At 45.8% G+C, this 22,983-nt stretch carries 25 protein-coding genes; 20 read left to right on the top strand and 5 right to left on the bottom strand.

Annotated elements, in window-relative coordinates; genetic code table 11:
- Nucleotides 1-113 precede the first annotated feature (113 nt).
- The 5 genes from AC1DVJ_RS19025 (at nt 114) to AC1DVJ_RS19005 (ending at nt 4,986) form a co-directional block, all read left to right on the top strand.
- Nucleotides 114-665, top strand: a complete 552-nt coding sequence (locus tag AC1DVJ_RS19025) for a DUF1697 domain-containing protein (RefSeq protein ID WP_477592804.1) — start codon at nt 114-116, stop codon at nt 663-665.
- Between the two features lie 371 nt (nt 666-1,036).
- Nucleotides 1,037-1,810, top strand: a complete 774-nt coding sequence (locus tag AC1DVJ_RS19020) for a polysaccharide deacetylase family protein (protein WP_477592803.1) — start codon at nt 1,037-1,039, stop codon at nt 1,808-1,810.
- Nucleotides 1,811-1,985: 175 nt separating this feature from the next.
- Nucleotides 1,986-2,918 carry a manganese-dependent inorganic pyrophosphatase gene (locus tag AC1DVJ_RS19015; protein WP_477592802.1) on the top strand — a complete coding sequence of 311 codons (933 nt, stop codon included), beginning with the start codon at nt 1,986-1,988 and terminating at the stop codon, nt 2,916-2,918.
- A 124-nt stretch (nt 2,919-3,042) separates the two neighbouring features.
- Nucleotides 3,043-4,026 (top strand): peptide-methionine (R)-S-oxide reductase MsrB, encoded by a 984-nt coding sequence (gene msrB, locus AC1DVJ_RS19010; RefSeq protein WP_477592801.1) that lies wholly within the window; start codon nt 3,043-3,045, stop codon nt 4,024-4,026.
- Between the two features lie 72 nt (nt 4,027-4,098).
- Nucleotides 4,099-4,986 (top strand): multicopper oxidase family protein, encoded by an 888-nt coding sequence (locus AC1DVJ_RS19005; RefSeq protein ID WP_477592800.1) that lies wholly within the window; start codon nt 4,099-4,101, stop codon nt 4,984-4,986.
- Between the two features lie 89 nt (nt 4,987-5,075).
- Here AC1DVJ_RS19005 and AC1DVJ_RS19000 read toward each other — a convergent pair whose 3' ends face one another.
- Nucleotides 5,076-5,966 carry a cation diffusion facilitator family transporter gene (locus tag AC1DVJ_RS19000; protein ID WP_477592799.1) on the bottom strand — a complete coding sequence of 297 codons (891 nt, stop codon included), beginning with the start codon at nt 5,964-5,966 and terminating at the stop codon, nt 5,076-5,078.
- Between the two features lie 211 nt (nt 5,967-6,177).
- Between AC1DVJ_RS19000 and AC1DVJ_RS18995 the strand changes: the two genes are divergently transcribed.
- On the top strand, nt 6,178-6,441 hold the full coding sequence (locus tag AC1DVJ_RS18995; RefSeq protein WP_477592798.1) for an HPr family phosphocarrier protein: 264 nt from the start codon (nt 6,178-6,180) through the stop codon (nt 6,439-6,441).
- A gap of 147 nt (nt 6,442-6,588) precedes the next feature.
- Nucleotides 6,589-7,635, top strand: a complete 1,047-nt coding sequence (locus tag AC1DVJ_RS18990) for a Gfo/Idh/MocA family protein (RefSeq protein ID WP_477592797.1) — start codon at nt 6,589-6,591, stop codon at nt 7,633-7,635.
- 163 nt (nt 7,636-7,798) lie between these two features.
- Here the strand turns inward: AC1DVJ_RS18990 and AC1DVJ_RS18985 are convergent, their stop codons facing one another.
- Both AC1DVJ_RS18985 and AC1DVJ_RS18980 read right to left on the bottom strand, forming a co-directional pair.
- Complete coding sequence (locus AC1DVJ_RS18985) at nt 7,799-8,701, bottom strand: YitT family protein (protein ID WP_477592796.1); 903 nt, start codon at nt 8,699-8,701, stop codon at nt 7,799-7,801.
- A 37-nt stretch (nt 8,702-8,738) separates the two neighbouring features.
- Entirely contained in the window at nt 8,739-9,164 is a 426-nt protein-coding gene (locus AC1DVJ_RS18980) for a hypothetical protein (protein ID WP_477592795.1), read from the bottom strand.
- A 126-nt stretch (nt 9,165-9,290) separates the two neighbouring features.
- On the opposite strand from AC1DVJ_RS18980, the gene AC1DVJ_RS18975 reads away from it, so the two are divergent.
- The 6 genes from AC1DVJ_RS18975 (at nt 9,291) to AC1DVJ_RS18950 (ending at nt 13,884) form a co-directional block, all read left to right on the top strand.
- Complete coding sequence (locus AC1DVJ_RS18975) at nt 9,291-10,331, top strand: YheC/YheD family endospore coat-associated protein (RefSeq protein ID WP_477592794.1); 1,041 nt, start codon at nt 9,291-9,293, stop codon at nt 10,329-10,331.
- 63 nt (nt 10,332-10,394) lie between these two features.
- Nucleotides 10,395-10,586: a hypothetical protein gene (locus AC1DVJ_RS18970; RefSeq protein ID WP_477592793.1), complete on the top strand. Its 192-nt coding sequence runs from the start codon at nt 10,395-10,397 to the stop codon at nt 10,584-10,586.
- Between the two features lie 227 nt (nt 10,587-10,813).
- Complete coding sequence (locus tag AC1DVJ_RS18965; RefSeq protein ID WP_028555908.1) at nt 10,814-11,122, top strand: hypothetical protein; 309 nt, start codon at nt 10,814-10,816, stop codon at nt 11,120-11,122.
- Nucleotides 11,123-11,137: 15 nt separating this feature from the next.
- Nucleotides 11,138-11,620, top strand: coding sequence for a hypothetical protein (locus AC1DVJ_RS18960; RefSeq protein ID WP_477592792.1), 483 nt, complete (start codon nt 11,138-11,140; stop codon nt 11,618-11,620).
- 96 nt (nt 11,621-11,716) lie between these two features.
- The gene (gene hisA, locus AC1DVJ_RS18955; protein ID WP_477592791.1) at nt 11,717-12,478 is read left to right on the top strand and encodes a phosphoribosylformimino-5-aminoimidazole carboxamide ribotide isomerase; all 762 of its coding nucleotides are present in this window, start codon (nt 11,717-11,719) and stop codon (nt 12,476-12,478) included.
- A gap of 32 nt (nt 12,479-12,510) precedes the next feature.
- Complete coding sequence (locus tag AC1DVJ_RS18950) at nt 12,511-13,884, top strand: PDZ domain-containing protein (protein ID WP_477592790.1); 1,374 nt, start codon at nt 12,511-12,513, stop codon at nt 13,882-13,884.
- Nucleotides 13,885-13,894: 10 nt separating this feature from the next.
- Here AC1DVJ_RS18950 and AC1DVJ_RS18945 read toward each other — a convergent pair whose 3' ends face one another.
- The gene (locus tag AC1DVJ_RS18945; protein WP_477592789.1) at nt 13,895-14,773 is read right to left on the bottom strand and encodes an alpha/beta fold hydrolase; all 879 of its coding nucleotides are present in this window, start codon (nt 14,771-14,773) and stop codon (nt 13,895-13,897) included.
- 91 nt (nt 14,774-14,864) lie between these two features.
- Here AC1DVJ_RS18945 and AC1DVJ_RS18940 point away from each other — a divergent pair, with 91 nt between their 5' ends.
- From AC1DVJ_RS18940 to AC1DVJ_RS18915, 6 genes are all read left to right on the top strand, one after another.
- Nucleotides 14,865-16,418, top strand: coding sequence for a tetratricopeptide repeat protein (locus AC1DVJ_RS18940; RefSeq protein ID WP_477592788.1), 1,554 nt, complete (start codon nt 14,865-14,867; stop codon nt 16,416-16,418).
- A gap of 102 nt (nt 16,419-16,520) precedes the next feature.
- Nucleotides 16,521-17,420 (top strand): S-layer homology domain-containing protein, encoded by a 900-nt coding sequence (locus AC1DVJ_RS18935; RefSeq protein WP_477592787.1) that lies wholly within the window; start codon nt 16,521-16,523, stop codon nt 17,418-17,420.
- A gap of 305 nt (nt 17,421-17,725) precedes the next feature.
- Nucleotides 17,726-17,902 carry a hypothetical protein gene (locus tag AC1DVJ_RS18930; protein WP_477592786.1) on the top strand — a complete coding sequence of 59 codons (177 nt, stop codon included), beginning with the start codon at nt 17,726-17,728 and terminating at the stop codon, nt 17,900-17,902.
- Nucleotides 17,903-17,993: 91 nt separating this feature from the next.
- The gene (locus AC1DVJ_RS18925; protein WP_477592785.1) at nt 17,994-18,776 is read left to right on the top strand and encodes an alpha/beta fold hydrolase; all 783 of its coding nucleotides are present in this window, start codon (nt 17,994-17,996) and stop codon (nt 18,774-18,776) included.
- A 218-nt stretch (nt 18,777-18,994) separates the two neighbouring features.
- Nucleotides 18,995-19,900 carry a Gfo/Idh/MocA family protein gene (locus tag AC1DVJ_RS18920; protein ID WP_477592784.1) on the top strand — a complete coding sequence of 302 codons (906 nt, stop codon included), beginning with the start codon at nt 18,995-18,997 and terminating at the stop codon, nt 19,898-19,900.
- A 33-nt stretch (nt 19,901-19,933) separates the two neighbouring features.
- Nucleotides 19,934-20,920, top strand: coding sequence for a Gfo/Idh/MocA family protein (locus AC1DVJ_RS18915; protein WP_477592783.1), 987 nt, complete (start codon nt 19,934-19,936; stop codon nt 20,918-20,920).
- 64 nt (nt 20,921-20,984) lie between these two features.
- Here AC1DVJ_RS18915 and AC1DVJ_RS18910 read toward each other — a convergent pair whose 3' ends face one another.
- Nucleotides 20,985-22,058, bottom strand: coding sequence for an LLM class flavin-dependent oxidoreductase (locus AC1DVJ_RS18910; protein ID WP_477592782.1), 1,074 nt, complete (start codon nt 22,056-22,058; stop codon nt 20,985-20,987).
- 603 nt (nt 22,059-22,661) lie between these two features.
- On the opposite strand from AC1DVJ_RS18910, the gene AC1DVJ_RS18905 reads away from it, so the two are divergent.
- On the top strand, nt 22,662-22,979 hold the full coding sequence (locus tag AC1DVJ_RS18905) for a zinc ribbon domain-containing protein (RefSeq protein WP_477592781.1): 318 nt from the start codon (nt 22,662-22,664) through the stop codon (nt 22,977-22,979).
- Nucleotides 22,980-22,983: the final 4 nt, after the last annotated feature.

Raw genomic sequence — 22,983 nt, 5'->3', positions numbered from 1 at the left:
ATTGAAAATGAGCGAGGCATGGAATGGACAAATTTCTGTTTGGTTGTGCTATAATTCTTGGATAAAAATGCCTACAGATAAGTAAAAGGCAAGTGAAAAGGGAGGGTAAGGCTATGCCTCGGTATGTCGCGATGTTGCGCGGAATTAATGTTAGTGGCCAGAAAATTATTAAAATGGAGCGGCTTAGGCAGCTGTTCGAATCAATGGCGTTTACGAATGTGAGTACATATATCCAGAGCGGGAATGTGATCTTCGACAGTGAAGAGGTGGACTCGGCGGTCCTGCGTGATCGCATTGTGTATGAGTTGAAGGAACAGTTGATGTTTGATATCCCTGTCATTATTCGCACACCTGCTGAGTTGCAAGAGGTCGTGCAAGACACACCTTATCCGACTGTAAATGTGGATGAAAATGAACAACGCTATGTGACGTTCCTGTCACAGGTTCCGACAGAGGCTGCACTTGCTAAGTTGCAAGCTGCACAAAGTGAAGTGGACGAGTATCACGTTAGGGGAATAACGGTGTATCTGCTAATTCGCAAAAACTACGGTGATTCCAAGTTCAGCAACAACTTTATTGAGAAAAAGCTTTGCGTAGCTGCTACTACACGGAATTGGGAGACTGTGAACAGGTTGATTCAGTTGTCTATGGAGACGGTGTCTTAGTGCTGGTTTACTAGGTTGCTACTCATCCAACACCCATTAGTCCGGAATTATCGAATTAATCTCACTGTCCGCGTCATTCAATTGTAATTAGTCCTATTAAGCCAAACTAAATCGCCCCAAACAACCCTCATGCAAGGAAAATGGGTAAATAGTTCGGCAGAATCTGACTATTGGCCCTTTGTTTCGAAGAAACCTCGTTTTAATTCGGAGATATCGGACTAACACAGCTTCCCGGCGAAAAGCTAGAGTTATCAGCAGTGATGTAGTGATATAATCTGGGATTTTTTGCATATTCGGCAATCGAATGGGGGAGGCTTAGGAGATCAACCATTGGACACCTGAGCAAATGTTCAATTAAAGGTAGGCGATCTATGATGAACCTTCTGATGAAAAAGAAAGTGCGAATATGGCGTGCAGCCTTGCTGCTCGCGTTTTTCCTGCTTGCCAGCTTCGCTGCTCCAGCGAAGGCTCAGCACGGGATTGCCATCCCCGTGCTGAACTACCACAGCATCGGGGTGGACCCTGGGAACACGTACGTGCTCCACCCCGATACGTTCGCGCGCCAAATGGACTATTTGGCCGCGCATCACTACACCCCGTTGACGCTGGCTGAGTTCGCCAGCGTCATCCAAGAGAAGATGCCGTCACCGGCTCACCCCGTGCTGCTCACGTTCGATGACGGCTATGCCAATAACGCGGAGGTGGCGTTGCCGATCCTCCAAAAGCACGGCTTTCCGGCGACGCTGTACTTGTCGACGGGCCTTGTGGGCACGCCAGGGTACCTAACCTGGCCGCAAGTCAAGGAGCTGAGCGCAGCAGGATGGGATATTGCGTCACACACCGTGACGCATCCGCATCTGCCCGAGCTCAGCAAGAAGGCGCAGCGCGAGGAGATTCTCGCCGCGCGCGCCCGCATCGAGCAAGAGCTGGGGAAACCAGCGGATACGTTTGCTTATCCGTACGGCGATTACAATCGCACGACGTTGAAGATTTTACGTAAGGCTATCTTCCAGTATGCCTTTACCACGCACCCAGGCTGGGCTTCATCCGATCAGCCACCTCTGGAGTTGCATCGCATCGTGGTAGACAGCCAAAACCCGTTCGAAGATTGGGTACAACAATTGTCCGAGCCGACGCCACAGTAGGCGAGATTCATTTTAGACTTGTGATAGTTTACTATATGTGTCAATTTACCAAGCATTTCGGGTGGATTTAGGCAGACTCCGAGTTTAATAGTGGATTTACCCAGAATTTTGAGTATAATCGTATATAGAAATGATGACCACTCTCATTAAAATATGTCGTTTAAGGAGTCGTACAATGTCAAAAACACTTATTTTCGGACATAAAAATCCGGACACTGATTCAATCACATCCGCAATTGCTTATGCAGCACTGAAAACTAAATTAGGTCAAGAAGTAGAAGCAGTTCGTCTGGGTTCCGTTAACGGCGAAACGCAATTCGCGCTTGATACTTTTAAAGTAGCAGCTCCACGCGAAGTTCAAACCGTTGCTAACGAAGCAGCAAATGTCATCTTGGTTGACCACGTTGAGCGCCAACAAAGCGCTAGCGACATTGATCAAGTACGCGTAGTGGAAGTTATTGACCACCACCGTATTGCTAACTTCGAAACTAGCCACCCGCTTTACTACCGCGCGGAGCCAGTTGGTTGCACAGCAACGATTCTAAATAAATTGTACAAAGAAAACGGCGTTGCGATCGACAAAGACATCGCAGGTTTGATGCTTTCTGCCATCATTTCTGATTCCTTGCTATTCAAATCCCCAACTTGCACAGAGCAAGACGTTTCTGCTGCTCGTGAGCTAGCTTCTATCGCTGGTGTTGACGCTGAAGTTTATGGTCTAAACATGCTTAAAGCTGGTGCAGATCTTAGCGACAAAACAGTTGCACAATTGATTTCTTTAGATGCCAAAGAATTCCAAATGGGCAGCTACAAAGCAGAAATCGCACAAGTAAACGCGGTTGATGTAAACGATGTTCTTTCCCAACAAGCTGAAATCGAAACAGCACTTCAAGCAATTATCGCTGAGAAAAACCTAGACTTGTTCTTGTTCGTTGTAACGGACATTTTGAACAATGATTCCGTAGGACTTGCTCTTGGACGTAAAGCAGATGCAGTTGAGAAAGCTTACAACGTATCCCTAGTAGACAATAAAGCCGTTCTTAAAGGCGTTGTTTCCCGTAAATCACAAATCGTGCCTGTGCTTACAGACATTTTCAACAACCTGTAGGATACATAGCTTCGATGCATATACGAACACCGTTCATTAGATCATTTGATGAACGGTGTTTTTTGGTTATACGCGTAACTTTTGGTATGATAAAAGGATACTTTGAGAAAGAGGTGACGTTAACATGACAGATAACCTACAAGGCGTTCATTCCGATAAAGCGACGTTTGCGGGGGGATGCTTCTGGTGTATGGTGACGCCGTTCGAGTCACTACCAGGCATTATTTCCGTTGTTTCCGGTTATATAGGTGGGCACACAAGCAATCCGACGTATAAAGAAGTTTGCTCCGAGACGACGGGGCATGCGGAAGCTGTGCAAATTACATTTGACCCCGAATTGTACCCTTATGACAAATTGCTTGATACATTTTGGCGTCAAATTGATCCAACCGATGCTGGAGGACAATTCCATGATCGGGGATCGTCGTATCGCACGTCGATTTTTGCCCATAGCGATGAGCAGCTAGCCAAAGCCGAGGCTTCTAAACAAGCGTTGCAGGATAGCGGTCGATTTGATCGTCCAATCGTAACGGAAATCGTACGGATTGATGCCGAAGCCTTTTTCCCAGGGGAAGAGTATCATCAGGATTATCATCACAAAAATCCGCAACACTACAAAGCCTACCGCAAAGGCTCAGGACGCGACGCGTACATTTCACAATATTGGAACACAGCGAAGGATAAGGAAGAACGCAAGAAATCACTAACGCCAATCCAATATGCGGTTACACAAAATAATGCGACAGAGCGTCCCTTCGAGAATGAGTTCCATGATTCACATGAGAAAGGACTGTATGTTGATATTGTTTCAGGGGAGCCGTTATTTACCTCCTACGATAAATTTGACTCCGGCTGCGGCTGGCCGAGCTTCACAAAGCCGTTATTTGAAGGTCATGTGAAAGAAGTAACGGACACGAGTCATTTCATGATACGCACAGAAGTGCGAAGCACGGAGGCGGACTCGCATTTAGGTCACGTTTTTAATGATGGCCCTGGTCCGAATGGTCTTCGTTATTGCATTAATTCCGCTTCCTTACGCTTCATTCCTTTGGCGGATATGGAGTCGGCAGGCTACGGCGCTTATCTCCGATTCTTTGAAGGAAAGTAGTACCGTTCAGGTAAGTCCCGAGCTTTGACGCATACATTGAAATATGGCGCGTTGAATCGGGAGGGATATGCCATGGTCGTATCACCGGATCTACGAGATCTTAGCTTTGTCGTGCTGCAAGGTGTGAAGTTTTTTGAGTTGGTAGCTGAGCCGGTTGTGCAAGAAATTCTACCAGGCGTATTCTTAAAAGGGTGGGGATACAACGGCAGCATTCCGGGACCGACGATACGTGTATGTCCGGGGGATTGGGTGACCATTCGCGTCCACAATCGGCTGCCAGAGGCAACAAGCGTGCATTGGCATGGACTTGATGTGCCGAATCGTATGGACGGCGTGCCAGCCGTTGAGCCCTCACCATATATAGAACAAGGGCAATATTTTGATTATCATTTTCAAATTGTTAATCCACCAGGTACGCATATGTATCACACCCATGTTGACACGGCGTTTCAAGAGTTAATGGGCTTGGGCGGTGGCTTTATCATTGAAGATCCCTATGAATGCAGCGCCCAGCGCGACTATTTCATTATGCTGCAGGAGTTTCATTTAAAAGGCATGGAAAAAGGCGTGGTGAAGGCAGGGCACTATGAGCTTGATACGATGTCGGATGCCTTTAATTTTTTTACGATGAATGGTCGCTGCTTCCCACATACAACCCCGTTACCCGTTCGATTTGGTGAGGAAATGCGTATTCGGTTTGGAAATATCGGGATGAACGCGCACCCAATTCATTTGCACGGGCATCAGTTCTGGGTCGTAGCCGCAGATGGGAACGATATTCCTCACTTCAATCGGGAACTGCGCAATACGATACTTGTGCCTAGCGGTGTCACCATCGATATTGAATTTTCAGCTCAAAACCCCGGCATTTGGCCGCTTCATTGTCATATGCCGCACCACTCATCGAACAATATGACGAAGACTACCGGAGGCATGTTCACGACGGTTCAGTATGTCTAACGCACTCGTCCCTTTAGGGAAAGAGGCGTTTTTTTTCGCTCAAATACAGTTATTTTGAAACAGGTGAAATACAAGAGTAATAAAATGGATCATTTCTCGTACCACGGATTCAAATGTATCAGGACTTCGTCCACGTCGCTGTGGTGTTCCATAATCGATTTCTTGATCGCACGTGAGATGTCATGCCCTTGTTGAATCGTCAAATCGCCTGGGACGGAAATTCGCGCATCGACCAAAATATAATGTCCGTGCTCTCGCGCACGTACACGATCAATCCGTTTGACCTGAGGAACCGCTTCGATCAGCGCAGTGAATTGCGAAAGCATATGCTGATCGACGGTTTTTTCCATGAGGACATCGAAGGATTCTTTCGCCATTTCTATTCCAAGTTTCAGAACTAATATGGACACGATCACCCCAGCCGCTGCATCGCCATAGGCAAGCCAGTGAATGTCATAGGCTTTGCCGACAAAGGCCAATCCAATACCTACAACTGCTGCAAGTGAGGCGTACACATCGGCTATATGATCTTTCGCAGTCGCGATCAAGCTTTTACTGTTGGTACTGCGCCCGATCCGCATGGTGTATATATATAGGAGGTATTTCCATACAACCGAAACGGCAGAGGCGATTAAGGCGATGATACTTGGCACGCTAGGCTCGTGAAATAAAGCAGTCACGGCGTGATAACCGATATACAGGGCAGCAATCACCAGGATAAAAGCAACAAATCCCGAGCCAAGCACTTCGGCTTTGCCATGGCCATACGGATGATCTTCATCCGCTGGAAGCTTGGAGATCCGCATAGCACTTAGTGCGGCTACGGTCGCGATGATGTCTCCCGCGTTATGAACGCCGTCTGCTAGCAGGACTTCACTATGAAAAATGAGGCCGATAATAAGTTTGATAATCGTTAGTAAAATGTTACTGATGAGGGAGAGCCAAATGGCCCAAACCGATGACTTGTTGTTATTGTGCATGAATGATGACCTCCTGCAGAAGTGTTTCCCGAAGGAAAAAAAATCCCTCGACCTAAGGTCGGGGGATTGGGCTGTTTTTTTTGAATGAATCTAGTAAACTATCAATATAGGGCATTTTCAACACTTCACTTTACAGAAATATCCTTGTATAATACCACACATAATGAGAAATCACAAACCTCCAAATGTCTTGGAAAGGGAGTTGAGCGGCATGCGCGTACATGAATTTAAGATTTCAAAAGATTTAGAACGAAGTGATTTATCTGGTATTTCGGTGAAATCATCTCATTTTATTTCGGATATCACACTCGACTTTCAGTTTGATGATAAGCACCATAAGGTTGATGTGAAAAGTGTATTAGGTATGCTGTTAGTTCCTATCAAGGCAGGCACAACGCTGCGTTTGCTAACGAGAGGGAAGGACGAGGAAGAGGCTATGCACTTTATTTTTGAGTTATTTCAAATCTTTTGTTAACGGCTTGTACGTATGCGCTTCCAATGCACAAAATGGGACCATTTTACGACAAGATTGGATAGAGCGATGAGGCGATAAAAGGGATAGAATAGCAGATATAAACGGTGTGGGGACACGCTAGTAAAGGCTGTTGGAGGTCATTTATCGATGAGTAGCTATCGCGTAATTGTTGTGGGTTGTGGCGGTATGGCGAACGTGTGGGTTGAAAATATGAAGCAGAGACATGGGTGTGAGATTGTCGCGCTCGTTGATATTAAAGCAGAGTTCGCGCAAGCTATGGCTGATCGTCATGGGCTAACTTGTGGCGTGTATACGGATGTTGAAACGGCCATCCGTGATAATGGCGCCAATCTGGTTCTGGATATTACGATTCCAGCGAGTCACTTCCAAGTCGGAAGTACGGCGCTTCGCAATGGATGTGATGTGCTTGGGGAGAAACCGATGGCTGCTACCATGGACGAGGCACGGGAGCTAATTCAGATTGCTGAAGAAGCTGGGAAATCGTTAGCTGTTATGCAAAATCGTCGGTATGACGCGAATATCCGCGCCTTTCGAGAGTTGATCCAATCCGGCACGATTGGTCGAGTGGGGTATGTCGGTGCGGACTTCTTCCTGGGTCCGCATTTTGGTGGGTTCCGCGATGCGATGGAAAGCCCGCTTATTCTAGATATGGCGATCCATACGTTCGATCAGGCTCGTTTTATTACCGGGGCAGACCCCGTCTCGGTGTACTGCCAGGAATTTAACCCACCCGGCTCGTGGTATGCCGGGAATGCTTCTGCGATCTGCATCTATGAGATGTCAGACGGCTCTGTGTTCTGCTACCGCGGCTCTTGGTGCGCGGAAGGTGCGCCGACCTCCTGGGAGGCGGATTGGCGCGTGACGGGCCAGCATGGCACTGCTTTGTGGGACGGAGCGGGTGCGCCGTACGCGGAGGTTGTTGCTGCCGGCACTGATGACGACGGCAAGTTCCTTAAGGAGTTCACGCGCGTGGACGCGAACGTGAACTGGTCTGGTAGCAGCGGCCATGCCGGCTGCTTGGATGAGATGTTCGCGGCGCTGGCCGAAGGACGCCGCGCGGAGACCGATTGCCGCGACAATATCAAGAGCATGGCGATGGTATTGGGCGCGCTGGACAGCGCGAAGCTGGGCCAGAAGGTTGATCTGCGTTCGTATTGGAGCCAAGCAGAGTAAGCTGCGCGGCATGGAAAAAGCCTACAATTCACACGGAGTGCGTGATTGTAGGCTTTTCTGTGTGGGCAGCAGTTTCAGCTCACCTAATAAATGGAAAACATACAGGGACATACGGCTTCGGCTCCGAGTAGTATGTGGTTCGGATTCCATGATCCAGCCACTCTTAATGAATATCCTTCTTCTTAAACCTGCCACCCTTCACATCGTGGATATTCCCAATGGCAAGGAAGGCTTTGGGATCTAAGTCGTCAACGATGGATTTAAGCTTCGCTTCTTCCAGTCGTGTAATGACGCTGAAGATGACTTTTTTATCATCGCCTGTGAAGGCGCCTTCGCCCTTGAGGTACGTGACTCCCCGACCCAGTCGACTCGTGATCGAATCCCCGATTTTCTCATATTCATCGCTGATAATCCAAACGGATTTGGATTGATCAAGACCCTCGATCGTGATATCAATCATTTTGAAAGCGATAAAGTAAGCAATCAGAGAATACATCGCACGATCCCAGCCAAAGACAAAGCCTGCGCTGCCTAGAATGAATAAGTTGAAGAACATGACAATTTCGCCGACAGAGAAGGGCATTTTTTTACTAAATAAAATGGCTACAATCTCGGTTCCATCCAGTGAACCCCCTGATCGAATGACGAGTCCAACGCCAACCCCAAGGATAATCCCGCCGAAAACGGCAGCTAACAAAGGATCGATGGTGAGCGCTTGGACGGGATGAAGTAACGTGGTACCGATGGACATAAGGATGACCGAGAACGTGGTGGATATCGCAAAGGTTTTGCCAATTTGTTTATAACCGAGCAAGACGAACGGCAGATTGAGTACGACAAGAAATATACCGATTGGAAATCCGGATAAATGAGAAATGATGATGGAAATACCTACGATGCCACCATCGATAATATGATTGGGGATTAAGAAAATTTCCAACCCGATAGAAACGAGAATCGTACCAATAATCATAAAAAGAATTCTGCGTGCAAATTTGATTCTTGTTAATTTCCGATGCTGCATTTGCGCTTGCGCCTGTTCCGTACCTGTTAATGAATTAGCCATGAAAGTTTCCTCTTTTCCTCATCATTCATTTCGTTACTTATGAGTAAGAAGGAATGAGGCCCGCATAACGTGATGTGAATTTGAGGAAGGCAAGCAGAATAACTTTAAGCTTTTTCCAGATTAGGCTAGCAAGATACACGATGAAAACAACAAAGATTGTCATTTCATATTGCTTGTTAAACTGGTCATGCAGGTGAATCTTGTTTTCATAAACATGTATGATTTCCTTAGAAGGCGGCTGCTGTTGAATGGTCAAGACCTGAGTCGTATTGGCTGAAATGAGAACATCGGTATCGGCTGAAGCATGGTTGGAAATAGGGGGTGTTAATGGAAAGACGAATAGTCCGAGAATCAGCCAGACCATGATTGTCCAACAGCATCTACGTGTAAAAGGGTTCAGAGACATCCCCTCCAAACAATGTAAAATCCAAATTTGCTTGAATTGTAGCACTTCACTTCCCATGAGTCAACTTCGTATGAGGCATAGCCTGATGTCACGATTTCCTGTTGTGAAACAGGTCCATTTAGGCCAATTCTGCATATATTAGTAGGATGAACGCAAGCGTGGAGAGGTGATAATGTGCGTAATGTGATCGGAATTCTCCTAGATCGTAAAACATATCTCGGCATTCTTCGGAAGCAAACGGGATTTGAACATATCGACTTCTATAATAAAGCAGCTGTTGAGCTAGGGATGACTCCTTTTTACATGTGCTTAAAGCACGTGACCACGAAGTCTGCTCTTGGCTTGTTTTATGAAAATAATAAGTACACATTAATGCGGCTGCCGATCCCTAAGGTCATTCATAACCGTGCGATGACGCTTTCCCCATTTTCACAAAAGAAACTCGATACTCTGGCAAAGATTAGCCATGTTTTCAATGGTCAAAATAGGCATGATAAGCTTCTCATTCATCGATTGTTACGTGCGAGTACCGAAAGCTCTGCCTTTCTTCCTAAAGCCATGACTTACTCGCGTGATAATGTGGTAAAGGCGATGAGCCGCTATACGGCCTTCTTTGTTAAACCTACTAACAGCTCTGTTGGAAAAGGTGTGCTGAAGGTTTCTGCGTTACCAGAGCAAATATGGCAGGTGTGGTGGAGTAAGCAAAAGCCTAGGCAGCTTGATGAACAACAAGTCATTGATTTTATAGATGAGAAAGTCAGCGGTCAATCGTATTTGATTCAAAAAGCGATTCCTCTAGCGACGTTTGATGGTCGTCCTTATGACTTACGCGTATCTGTACAACGTGGAGACAAAGGACAATGGGTTGTGACTGGGATAGCTGGAAAGGTTGCTGCACAGGGGCGTCATGTCACGAATTTGGCAAGAGGCGGTGAAGCCATGATTTGTGAGACGTTGTTCCTTAGTAATGGCTTCGACCCTGTTCTGAAAAGGGAGCAGGTTGAAAAGGCGGCTTTGCAAATTGCAGAGAGCTTGAGTCAGCAAATTCCATCGATCTCCGATGTTGGGATGGATATCGGGATCGATGATCAAGGTGCGATTTGGTTAATCGAAGTGAATGGCAGGGATCAGCGTTATCAATATAAACATTTGAATTTGAACAAGACATTCTATCGCACATATGAAACACCGATGCTGTATGCGAAATATTTATTGAGCAAGTGAATCCAAAAAGACGCGGGTGTAAATTGCAAATAGGAAGCTGCGTCGAAAAGGTGGAGTTGGGATGTGAGTGAGCGAGTTCTCGTCATTAAAATGAATTTATTACCTTGGTATAACGAGCTTGATGATCAATTGGAAGTATATCACGTTACCTTTCCCGAAGCTGTTCGCGAGCGGATAATCACATTCGGTGAGTTTCGAATCATTTCCATTAACCGATATCAAACGCGTATAAGACGAATTTCTGAAAAAGCTTAATGCCATTCGTGCGTAGAAATTAGGTAAATGTGGCATAATTAGTATAGAAGCAATACCCGTAGAGGCAGGAAATACCTGCTTCTTTTTGTTTACTGAAAATGAATTTGGCTTTTTTGTTGCTTCATACCCCTATTAACAAGTAAAATAGAAGTGAAGCATTTTTCGAACGATGTAGGCTTTTACCCACAAGCAAATACAGGGTGTACAGGAAAAGGGGACATTTAATAGTGAACGTTCATTTAAATTTTACAAACAAGGGCAAAGTAGTAATCGAAAATTTCAATAATGAGGAGCTCATTGAAATTTTTAGTCGTTATATTAACACGCTAACGAAGAAGTATGCAGTTGATATTACGGTGCCTGCTGAAGCTAATCAGAATATCGTACAGGATGGTTCATTTAAAGTTGTTCTTTCTAATGTACAGTGTGATGTTGAGACTTTTTTCAAAGAGCTTGGAAGAGATATTAAAGTGCCCCTTAAGAAAAGAGCGGACGGTAAGTTGGAGAACGTGTTCAAAATTCAAGTGATCGAGTAAGTTACGGGGGCATGTATGCTTAGTTTAGACGAAAAGTTAGCAATTGCAGCATCCTTCCCTGAGCTTCAGCGTAAGGATGTTTCATTGGGACGAATCAATTTTCATTATGTAGAAAGTGATTATGAGAAGACAACTGTTCTTTATCATCTTCACCCGAATGGAAATGGATTTGTGTATGCCGAATACATCCCAGGTTGTACGGTAGATGCCAAAGGTTTAATTAATATTCGGGATTATAGTGAAGACGAGCTCCGCGCAATCATCGCGAAGTCGATTCAGTCTTTAACTCGCAGCGGTAGTCCTAAGGTAACAAAGTCGGTGGAGGACGTTCAAGTTCCCCAAGAAGAAATTTGGGAGGATGAGGACGGAAATACGTTGAGTGTTACTTTCGTGGAGGATTTGTGGTATATCTACGCGGGTGAAAATCTCGATTGCGCCTTTGAGACGTATGAAGAGGTTCAAGAGTATTTGGAAGAAGAAGGATTCGATAAGAAGTAATCCGGACGTGTGAGCCCTCCTTGGAGGGCTTTTTTGTGGTATACTGTATGGAAAATCGTTCAAGTACTACGAATGTTAGAGGGGAAACATAACGTCATGAAATTTAGACCTTGTATTGATTTACATAACGGAAAAGTGAAACAAATTGTCGGTGAAACCTTGGGTGGCGAGGGGCAGCCGGTTGTTGAGAATTTTGTGTCTTCGTATGACTCAACGTATTATGCGGAGATGTTTAAAAGAGATCGTTTAACCGGCGGGCATGTGATCATGCTTGGTGAGGGGAATAAGGAAGAAGCGATTCATGCGCTTCAAGCTTATCCAGGCGGTCTGCAAATCGGCGGCGGCATACAGGCGGAGAATGCGAGCTTTTATCTGGAGCAAGGGGCATCTCACGTGATCGTGACGTCTTATATTTTCCGCGATGGACAGTTGAATATGGACAATCTTGCACGTATCGTAGCGGCAATCGGTAAAGAGAAATTGGTCATTGATCTGAGCTGCAAAGAAAAAGATGGCAAGTGGTATGTGGCTACCAATCAATGGAAACAGTTAAGTGATGTGGAGTTAAATCAAGAGACGATTCAGTTTTTTGAGCAGTATTGCGATGAATTTCTGATACATGCGGTGGATGTAGAGGGGAAGCAGAGCGGCATTCAACAAAGTCTCGTAAGCTCCTTGGCCGAGTGGGTCACCATACCAACAACGTATGCTGGCGGCGCAAGATCGTTTGAGGATTTGGCGTTGTTTAGAGAGCTTTCTCAAGGGAAACTAGATATTACGATTGGCAGTGCACTTGATATTTTTGGTGGGAAGCTCTCATATGATGAGGTTGTCCAGCAGTTAAGCATCGCGTTGTAACCGTAGTTTTGTCTGCAAAAAGGATGTGTGCGATGGCACTTTGGCACAAGCTTTATCTCTGGGGGATCGGTATAATCCTCCTGTTAATCATGTTGGGTGAGCTAGTCTGGCTGCCAGATCCGTTAAGATGGGGGACACGCTTGTATTGGATAGATCTCATCGATCTGTTAATTTTTGCGATAGCTCTAGTTCCATTGCTGTGGATGATAGCTGCTCTCCTGCACCTCGTTCAGTCGCAAACGCTGAGGTTGAAGGTGTTTCGTGGCCTTATCAGTTTCGTATGTTTATTGAGTGTTGTTATCGTGGTTTCCATGCCCAAAAAGCTGGAGTTCTCTGCTTCCGCAATGATTCTTAGTCTGCTTCTGATCTCCGTAGATATGGTCTTGCACGAACGGAAGAAACGAAAGATGCCACGCCAAAGTCTGATTGTATTTGGTGTGACACTTGGTCTCTTATTGTTGATGCTGTGGCCGACCAAGTACTTAGTGACCTATCCGGGCATAACGCTCAATATGAATCGGTATGCGCAAGCGCAAGGCGGATCATCCCATGGTGATATATCGGGTGTTCTTATTTTCGAACGGCCGGCGTTTCCGGTGGATTGGTTGTATGCGAAGCTTTTTAAAGACTACACGTTTGAGAAGATTGAAACACTTGGTATGTCGATAGGCGAGTACAATCAAGAAGTGCGTACAATGAAGGCGGATGCGAACGCCGCGGGTAGTGCGATTGCCTTCCATAAAGTGGGTTTGGGCAAAGGGGTCATCTCGGAAGGTGTTCGGATTACGGCTGTTTTGCAAAATACAAAAGCATCAGAGGTGCTGCAGCCAAGCGATGTCATTACGGCATTGAACGGACATCCAGTTACGATGATTCAAGAGCTTAGCGAGCGGATGCATGGAGTAAAACCAGGCGAATCCATCAAACTGTCCGTGATTCGTAATCAGGCGAAGGTCGAGTTGACGGTTGCTACACGTGCAAGTACGGACGATCCAACACGTGCATCCATCGGAATCATGATTGCGAATGAGCTCAGATACGATATCCCAGATCTTGTGACGTATCATAATTACTTATTGCACGAGGGTGGACCGTCCCATGGGGCCATGCTTGCGTTAACGCTAATTGACCAGCTGACACCCTGTGGTGTAACGTATGGGCATCACGTTGCAGGGACGGGGACGATCGAACCCGATGGCTCCGTAGGTCCGGTCGGTGGGCTCGTTCAGAAAGCCTATACGGTGAGCCGTACGAATGCGGATGTGTTTTTTGTTCCTGCTCAGAATGAAGCAGATGCGAGAAAAGGAGCAGGTGATCTCCTTATCGTGCCTGTTCGCACGTTAGACGATATATTGAATTGGTTGAAGGCTAATGCGAAGGCAGGAACATCAGCTTGCGCATCATAAGCTTCCAAAGTTAGTCTCGGGCAGCTTCGTATAGCTTGCGTGCGATGAGCTTGGGCTCGTATTGCGGAGTCGTCATATGATCGCCATGGACTTGCAGGAAGCGGAATATGCCGAGTCGGCTAGACATATGCGGATGCCAACCATAGTTGGGATCGCCAAATGGAATGAGATTGTCTTCCATGAGGTATACGTAGCTTTTGGGAATAGGAAGGCTATAAAATTTCTTCAGATCTAATTTCTCGAATAAGGGGCCAGCTGGCTCAGGTGATGCCTTACTATACATGCGTTTTGCTTGCTCCAGTGTAGCCAAATTCATAAATGTTTCTCTAAACAGTTCAAAAGGCAGCATGAGCGTGTTGTTCTTAGAGCTCGCGACGAGCTGCTTAAATTGTTCAATGATGTGTGGAGGGAACTCATCGGCGGGCATACCGCCGTCCTTGAGGACGAAGGCATTCAGAAATACCAGTCGCTTCAAGCGATCGGGAACAAGTTCAGCTACTTTTTGGATCAAAGTACCTCCAAAGCTATGTGCGACAAGGATTACGTTATGCAGCTTATGTGAGATGATGAAATCCGCAATCGATTTGGACATCATCGCATGTGTCGCATTTTTATTGGGGTCAGCGCCATGTCCTGGATACTCTGGGACGTAGACGGTATGACCTTTTTTGCTTAACTCAGAAGCAATGCCTGCCCAGAAGCTGGTATCCGCCCATGAGCCATGGACGAGAACGAATGTTAACGGCTGCTCTTTTGCACGGTAGGATGAGTCATCCTCTTGGATCCAAGGGGTTGGCATATAAGGCCAATGTGTAGGAGCATACGGTAGTTGATATGGATTAGGCCATGATGTGTCGGGATTGGAGTAATTCTCATTCAGGTATGTCATTGTGGTCTTCCTCTCGCGTAGTGATGTATTACTATATGCCCAGATGACGTAAGTGCGAAAAAAAATGACATGCAAGGAAAGAGGGCCACGAATGACGCAATTAGAGCAGAATATGTACCGATTTAGTGAAGCACCCATATGGGAGCTGCAACGTGCTTATTATGAGGAAGTGGGGATTACAGCTTGGCAAAGTGGAGATGTTCCACAATATATAACCAGTAATCGGGTAATGGCCATTTCGTATGCGGAAATGCTGTTCAGCTTTCTACAGGATCGTGCGAGATTGGGGCAATTGAAGGAACGTGTGATCATCCTCGAGCTTGGAGCGGGTTCGGGTCAATTTGCTTTTTATGTGCTTCAAGAGTTAACGAAGCTTACACAAACGGCAGGAATTCCATTGCCGCCATTTAAATATGTGATGAGTGATTTGGCTGAGAAAAATATCGCCTTCTGGCGGCAGCACGCCAGTTTAGCACCTTTTGTGGAGCAAGGGGTTCTTGACTTTGCTAAATTTGACGCAGTTCATGATAAGGACATTCATTTAAAGCATGCTGGGGAACGCATTGAATCAGGTGATCTGGTGCAACCGCTTGTGATATTGGCGAATTACTTTTTCGATAGCCTGCCGCAGGAATTAATTTATGTTGAAGATCAACAGGTGTATGATTGTCGGATTTCGCTGCAATTTCCAGAGGGGGCGTCCTCGCTGAGTGCTTCCCAGCAGTTGAAAGAGGTTGTAGGGAGTTATCATTACCAACGTGAGCAAGCGTATGAAGACGATTCCTATCCTTATCGTAAGTTAATCGATGTATATCGGCAGCACCTATCGGATTCACATATCCTAATCCCTGAAGTAAGCTTGCGATGTTTAGACCGGTTGAAAGCACTGTCTCAAGGTGAATTTCTGTTGATTACCGCTGATAAAGGGGATCATCGCTTAGAATGCTGGGAGTATAACGAACCCCCGAAGCTTATTCATCACGGCAGCATTTCATTAACTGCGAATTATCATGCGTTAAGCTACGTGTGCGAAGCGCAGGGTGCCCTGCCATTGTTCACGAAGCATCCCTATATCTATATAAACATTGGATGTATTCTCAATTTTTCCGAACCCGTCCAATATGGACTTACTCGACTAGCCTATGAGAGGTTTGTTGAGCGATTTGGTCCCGATGATTTTTTTAATTTAAAAGAAGCCTTCGATACACAAGTGGAGCATAAAACAATGCCTCAGCTTCTGGCTTTATGGCGGTTAAGCGGCTATGATACGCAATTTCTACTACCATGTACCAAACGCCTTATTGCGTTGATTCCAGATAGTGCTGACCATGAATGGATTGCGCTTCAGCAAGGAATTGAGCGAATGTGGGCACATTATTATCCAATGGATGGCAATACGGATGTTGCGTTAGCTTGTGCGATTCTGTTATATCAAATGGATATGTATCAGGAGGCTATTCCTTATTTTGAACGAACACAGCCTAAGCTTGAGAATGATGCGACTGTTCTCTATGAGATGGCGGTGTGCTACTACGAGTTGGGGCAGGATGATGCTGCGAAGCAGTATATTGATCGAACGATTTCGCAATCACCTGAGCATGAAGAGGCCATTGCTTTGCGGGAATTACTAATTTCTCTTGGATAATAAATGGCAGGTGGCTGCAACATTCTCTCTGATCCCAGCGTTAGGAAGGTAACCAAATCAAATGGTACATGATGCCATCCACGTAACGAGAGGAGTACACGTATGAAAAAAATAGCAGCTTTCAGCTTATCCATCCTGTTGTGCAGTAGTTTGACCTTCGGTTCGGCCTACGCGTTCACAGATCTAGAGGAGGGACAAGCAACAGCCATTCTAGCGTTAAAAGACCGAGGTATCGTGAGTGGCTTTGATAACGAGCATTTTGTGCCGAAGGGTAAAATCAGTTATGCGCAAAGTGTCCAAATGATCGTCAAAGGTCTGAACCTGAATATGGACAATTTGCGTTTCATCAAGCAACCTCTAGCATCGGATAGCTATTCGAACATCCCCAATGATGCCTGGTATGCCGAAGCGTTCATCATTGCCCATTACAGCAATCTGGATATTCCGAAAGATGTGAATCCGAATGCGACGATCACCCGTGAACAATTCGGTCATTTACTCGTAAAAGCACTGGAGACCAAAGGTCAATTTCCATTAGTGAAAATGTATATCCCTATCAAAGATGAAGATCAGCTTACCGTGGATTATCAAGGTACGATTCAAAGATTGCTGCTTTACAAAATCACCGCTCTGGATGGGAACGGCAAATTCAATCCCAAAAGTGAGCTAACAAGAGGAGAAGCCGCGAACTGGTTGTACAACGCCATTCGTGTGCTAGAGGCGCATGTGCAGAAACCACCACAAGTAGAAGAAGTCACGGTATCGATTGAAAAAGTGAACGCTGATGTGAACAAAGTTACACTCTCCAGAGGCATCAAGCCAAATCCTGGATATGGCATTACCATTGATCGCATCGAGTTCCAGTCGGGTGGTCAAGCGATCGTGAAGTACTCCTTAAAGGAGCCGCAGCCGGATATGATGTATGCACAAGTCATGACTGAGGCGAAGGCTGTGACTTATGTGTCTTCGAATTATGAGGTTAGGGCTGAAGTGAGTGAGTAGAATTATTTTAAAGAAATGCTAGCATCCGTTGAGATGGCCGATGAAGGAGTTTGGTTTATCGGGTAGCTTTGAGGCAAGAATAAAAGACGACCTAATTACCCAGTTTTTTGGGTGTAGGTCGTCTTTTTGCCTTTTGCAAATCATGCAAAATACGCAATGGTGGAAATCCATTATATGGTACAACCAAGACCCTACCCAGCCAGAAGATAATTTTTTGTGCCTTTTCCCCCCTCTATTCGAACTGTTCAGGCTCGTACTCTCTCACATAGTATAAAGCATCCTTTAACAGACGGGTGGTGAGAGATATGAAAACAATCAACTATTACACGTTAGCTTTAGGTTTATTAGGTGCAGCTAAATTAATTTTGGACGCATTTGGTATGGACTTGATTACAGATGACACAGCAAATGCCATTGCCAATGGCGTAGCTGCGTTACTATCTGTCATTGGTGTCTATACGAACCATCAAAAAGAGGAATAATTATGAACACGCTGCACGCCATTGACACCGATATTTGCCTAGTTGAATAACGTATTGGACTGAAGTGATTTCCATAACGGAGGCGTCAATCGTGGGATACTATGTTCAAGTCGAAAATGGTGTGAAATTGTTTATTGAAGATGTAAATCCAAAAGGGACGAAGACCATCCTGTTTATACATGGGTGGCCTTTGTCGCATACACAATTTGAGTATCAGTTCAACGTGCTCCCTGGAATGGGATATCGCTGTATTGGGATGGACTGGCGGGGATTCGGACAATCGGATAAACCGATGGATGGTTATACGTTCGATCGGCTGGCGGATGATTTGCATGCTGTGATTCTAGCGTTAAAGCTGGAAGGGATAACGCTGGCAGGTCACTCGACAGGCGGCGCGATCGCTATCCGATATATGACCAGACATCAGGGCCAAGGCGTATCAAAGCTTGTGCTGATCGATGCAGCTGCTCCCACGGGGTTTACCAACGAAACCGCGGCAGCATTGTTGAAACAAAATGCCAACGATCGCGCGAATATGCTGCAAGGTGTAACGGATATGTTCTTCTTTCAGTATATTACGGAGCGATTCTCGGATTGGTTTTTTCAAATGGGTTTAGAAGCAGCTAGCTGGTCAACCGCAGCAGTTATTCGATTGCTGCGAGATGAGAATGTGGCTGCCGATCTAGGACGAATCGAGGTGCCGACCTTGATTGTACATGGTATTCATGACAAAGTGATTCCGTATCAGCAAGCGGTTGACATGAATAAACGGATTCCTAACTCTCAGCTAGTACCGTTTCATTACAGTGGGCACGGCGGTTTCTGGGAGGAAAGAGATCGGTTTAACTATGTCCTTACCCAGTTTATTGGTTAATTGATACGTGAGAGCAAGATGAGGTTTAGACGATGAGCTTCCCAATGAGGGAGGCTTATTTACGTGATAGTGGGGGTTGATCCCATCATATATAGACTATTAAAAGACTTGTCTCTTATGCGGATGTTCATTATGATGGGTGAGAAGGGTTTCTCGATCAAGGGGTTCACATTTTAAATTATAATATCATTCAATCAATCTTGGAGGCTGTTCTACTTATGAATCAATCTACATTACGAATTGGTATTATTGGCATCGATTCCTCGCATGCACCTACATTTTCACAAATGTTAAACGACAAGGATCATCCTTTTCATGTTGCAGGTGGCCAGGTAACCATTGCTTATCCTGGTGGTTCGCCAGATTTTGAGATGAGCTATTCCCGCATTGAAGGGTTTACAGCGCAGCTTCGCGATAGAGGTGTGCAAATCGTCGACTCACCAGAGGAAGTTGCAGCAAATTGTGATGGTATTCTGATGACGTCTGTTGATGGTCGCATTCATCTTGACCAGTTTCATCGTGTAGCAGCGTACCGTCGGCCCATTTTTATTGATAAACCTATGACAGTTTCTTCTTCAGAAGCACGTGATATCTTCTCAATCGCACACACGCAAAATATCTCCATCATGAGTTGTTCTTCGTTAAGATACGCAGAGGAATTGACGATTGCCTTAGAAGAATCCGATACTAGCAAGATTATTGGAATGGATTGTTACGGTCCAATGGCCTTACAACCGACACAACCAGGGCTTTTCTGGTATGGTGTGCATACGGTGGAGATGCTTTTTCGCTCGCTTGGTAAGGGCTGTCTTAAAGTGACTGCAGCAACGACGGAAGATCATGATGTTATTACGGGTGTATGGGAAAATGGGGTCATGGGCACAATTCGAGGGAATCGCAAAGGCAACAATCAATTTGGTGCGCTGCTGCATCATGAATCACACACGCAGTTTATCGATGTAAATAGACATCCTAAACCGTATTATGCTAGTCTTTTGGAAAAGATTATGACGATGTTTGTGACGGGATCACCTGATATTGATCAAGATGAGACGCTGCAAATTATTCGATTTATGGAAGCGGCCAATGAAAGCCGAGAAACGGGTCTAACCGTATACTTATAGCCTAATACATAGGTGCTAAGGGAGAGAAATGCAATGATGGAGAGAGCCGATTTAAAGGTAGCAGTCCTTGGTGCGGGGGCCATTGCTGGTCATCATTTTGATGCGATTAGAAGTACCGAGGGATTTGTAGCTTGTGCTGTTGCGGATATTCAAATCGAGAAAGCAGTAGCCATTGCTGAAACTTATGGTATTCGGGCCTACAGTGATTATCAAGAGCTCATTCGACAAGAACGACCGGATATCGTGGTCATAGCATTGCCACATTTTTTACATAGAGAAACAGCTATTTTCGCTGCTGAGCACGGTTGTCACCTCATGCTAGAGAAGCCGATGGCCTTGTCCGTTGCTGAATGTGATGACATAATTGAAGTCGTAAATAAAGCGGATATTCGCATCCTAATCGGGCATACACAGCATTATATGGCGGAGAATATTCATGCGAAGCGAATCCTTGAAAGTGGAGAACTAGGTGAGATTGTCATGATTAATGATGTCAGGCATCTGAATTATTTTCAAGACTCGAGGCCTCAGTGGTTTCTGGAAAAGGAAAAATCAGGCGGGGGTATTCTTGCCAATCTGGGCACGCATTCGATCGATAAAATTCAGTGGCTGATGGAGAGTTCAGTTCGTAAAGTGAGCGCCTCGGTAAGTCACCATGGAAAAAGAGGAAATGTCGAAGGAAGCGGCATGATCTATTTGGAGTTAGCCTCAGGGTTACCTGCAACGATTGCACAGTCTGGCTATCCTGGGGCCACTCGGAATGAGACGGAGATCATTGGAACGGCAGGGATGCTGAAGCTTGTAACCGGTGATAGCTTATGGATCAGTCGTGGCGGTGCTTATGAAAAGGTGGATGTGCCATCCATGGATACCCCTTTCGAATTGCAGTATAAGGATCTGTTGATCGCGATTGAGGCAAAAAGTGAAACGAGTTGTCCGCCGCTGTATGCGCGAAGTGTGATTGCTGCGCTAGAGGCTGTATACCGATCTGCGGAGACGGGCGTGGAACAATTTCTATAGGTGAAATGGGAAATAGCTGGAAAATTTCGAAAATCTCGAAATTTCCAGCTATTTTTTGTCGCATTTATGTAGCCGAGCTGCCACGAGCAAGCTCTTTACGTACAATTGGCGCCACTTTTGTGCCCAACAGTTCAATAGCATGAAGCATCTCACGATGCGGCATCGTACCGACGTTGAGATGGAGGAAGAAGCGTGTAACGCCTAGGTTTTTGCGTAAAAGCAGGATTTTCTCGGCGACATACTCCGGATCACCTACATAGAGTGCGCCGCGAAGACTGCGAGCAGCGTCGAAGGTAGCACGATTGTAGGCTTGCCCCCAACCGCGTTCGCGTCCGATGACGTTCATTTGCGCAGCGGTCGGCGCGTAAAATAACTCAGCAGCCCTCTCACTCGTGTCGCTCACAAAGCCATGAGAATGTGTGGCAATCTGCAACGTATCAGGATTGTGACCGGATTGTCGGGCGGCTTCTTTATACAGCGCCACTAAGGGTGCAAAGCTTTCTGGCATTCCGCCAATGATGGCGAAAGCAATTGGGAGTCCTAGAATACCTGCGCGGATCGCTGATTCTTGATTTCCACCGCTCGCAATCCAGACAGGAAGCGGGCTCTGAACGGAACGAGGGTACACACCGAGATTTGGGATATCCGGACGGTGAGTGCCTTGCCAAGTGACCTTCTCAGATTCACGTATTTTCAGCAATAATGCTAATTTTTCTTCAAATAACTCATTGTAGTCGTCAAGGCTGTATCCGAATAACGGGAAGGATTCGATGAACGAGCCACGACCTGCCATGATTTCGGCACGGCCATTCGAGATGCCATCGAGTGTGGAGAACGATTGATACACACGGACTGGATCATCCGATGAAAGCACGGTAACGGCACTGGTGAGTCGAATATTCTTAGTTACTGTAGCGGCTGCTGCTAAGACGATAGCAGGAGCGGTACCTGCATAATCAGCGCGATGATGCTCGCCAATCCCATATACGTCCAAGCCGACTTGATCGGCTAGCACAATCTCCTCAACGGCATTGCGAATCCGTTCAGCGTGGCTCATGATTTGACCCGTCTTGGGATCGGGTGTCGTTTCCAAAAAAGTACTTATTCCTATTTCCATGGTTGCTGCCTGTTCAGACATGCTCGTTCGCCTCCAACTAGAGTAATAGATATATTGTCTCATGGGAGGAACGCGGGGACAAGTTTTATAGGTGTGAAGGTTATTTCAACACCCTATATTGGCCATCTCAGTCCTTTAAAACAGCCAAATTAAGCTCGTTAAGGACTTGTACCGGGAAAACTTGAAGTACCAGCAAATCCGCTGAACAAAGATCACATTTCTTTTGCCATTGTGAAAATCGGGGACGCTGAGCTTCAAACTGCGTTAGTCCGATATATCCGAACTAAAACGAGGATTCCTTACTAAAAAGACCAATAGTCAGATTCTGCCGAACTAATTACCCAATATCCTTGCGTGAGGGTCGTTTGCGTCGAGTTAGTTGGGCTTTTTAGGACTATTTAAGAATTAATGACGCGATCAATGAGATTAGTTCGACAATTTCGGACTAAACCGACTATCTCGAAGATGAAAACGGCCTGCAGCTGCAGGTATATTTTGACACACATGGAAATATAAAATGACGAACATGAAAGGTTGTGATTTGCGATGATCGAATGTCCTTGGTGTCATGAACACGTACAGCTGGTTGACGAGATATGTCCTGCGTGTAAGCAGGAAGTTTTCATGAACCATTTGGATCATAAGTGGGATGAAAGTGATGTCGAGGAGTTATCCGAGCTTGAGGAGATCGCAGATCTGACTTTGGAAGAGCAAATCTCGCATCAATTCAAGTGCAGCAAATGTAAGCATGAAGAGTGTCGCATTAAGGAAGTAGCCATGACAGGGACTGGCTTAAGTAAGATGTTTGATATTCAGCATCATCATTTCTTATTTGTCTCGTGTGAGAATTGTGGTTTTGTTGAAATGTATGATCCGAATGTGTTACATAGTAAGAGTAAAGGTTCCTTGGGAACCATTTTGGATATTTTATTTGGAGGATGAAACG

Source organism: Paenibacillus sp. P4_A9, from assembly GCF_056402415.1.
The sequence above is the reverse complement of the archived record's forward strand: the minus strand, read 5'-3'. Positions and strand labels throughout refer to the sequence as shown.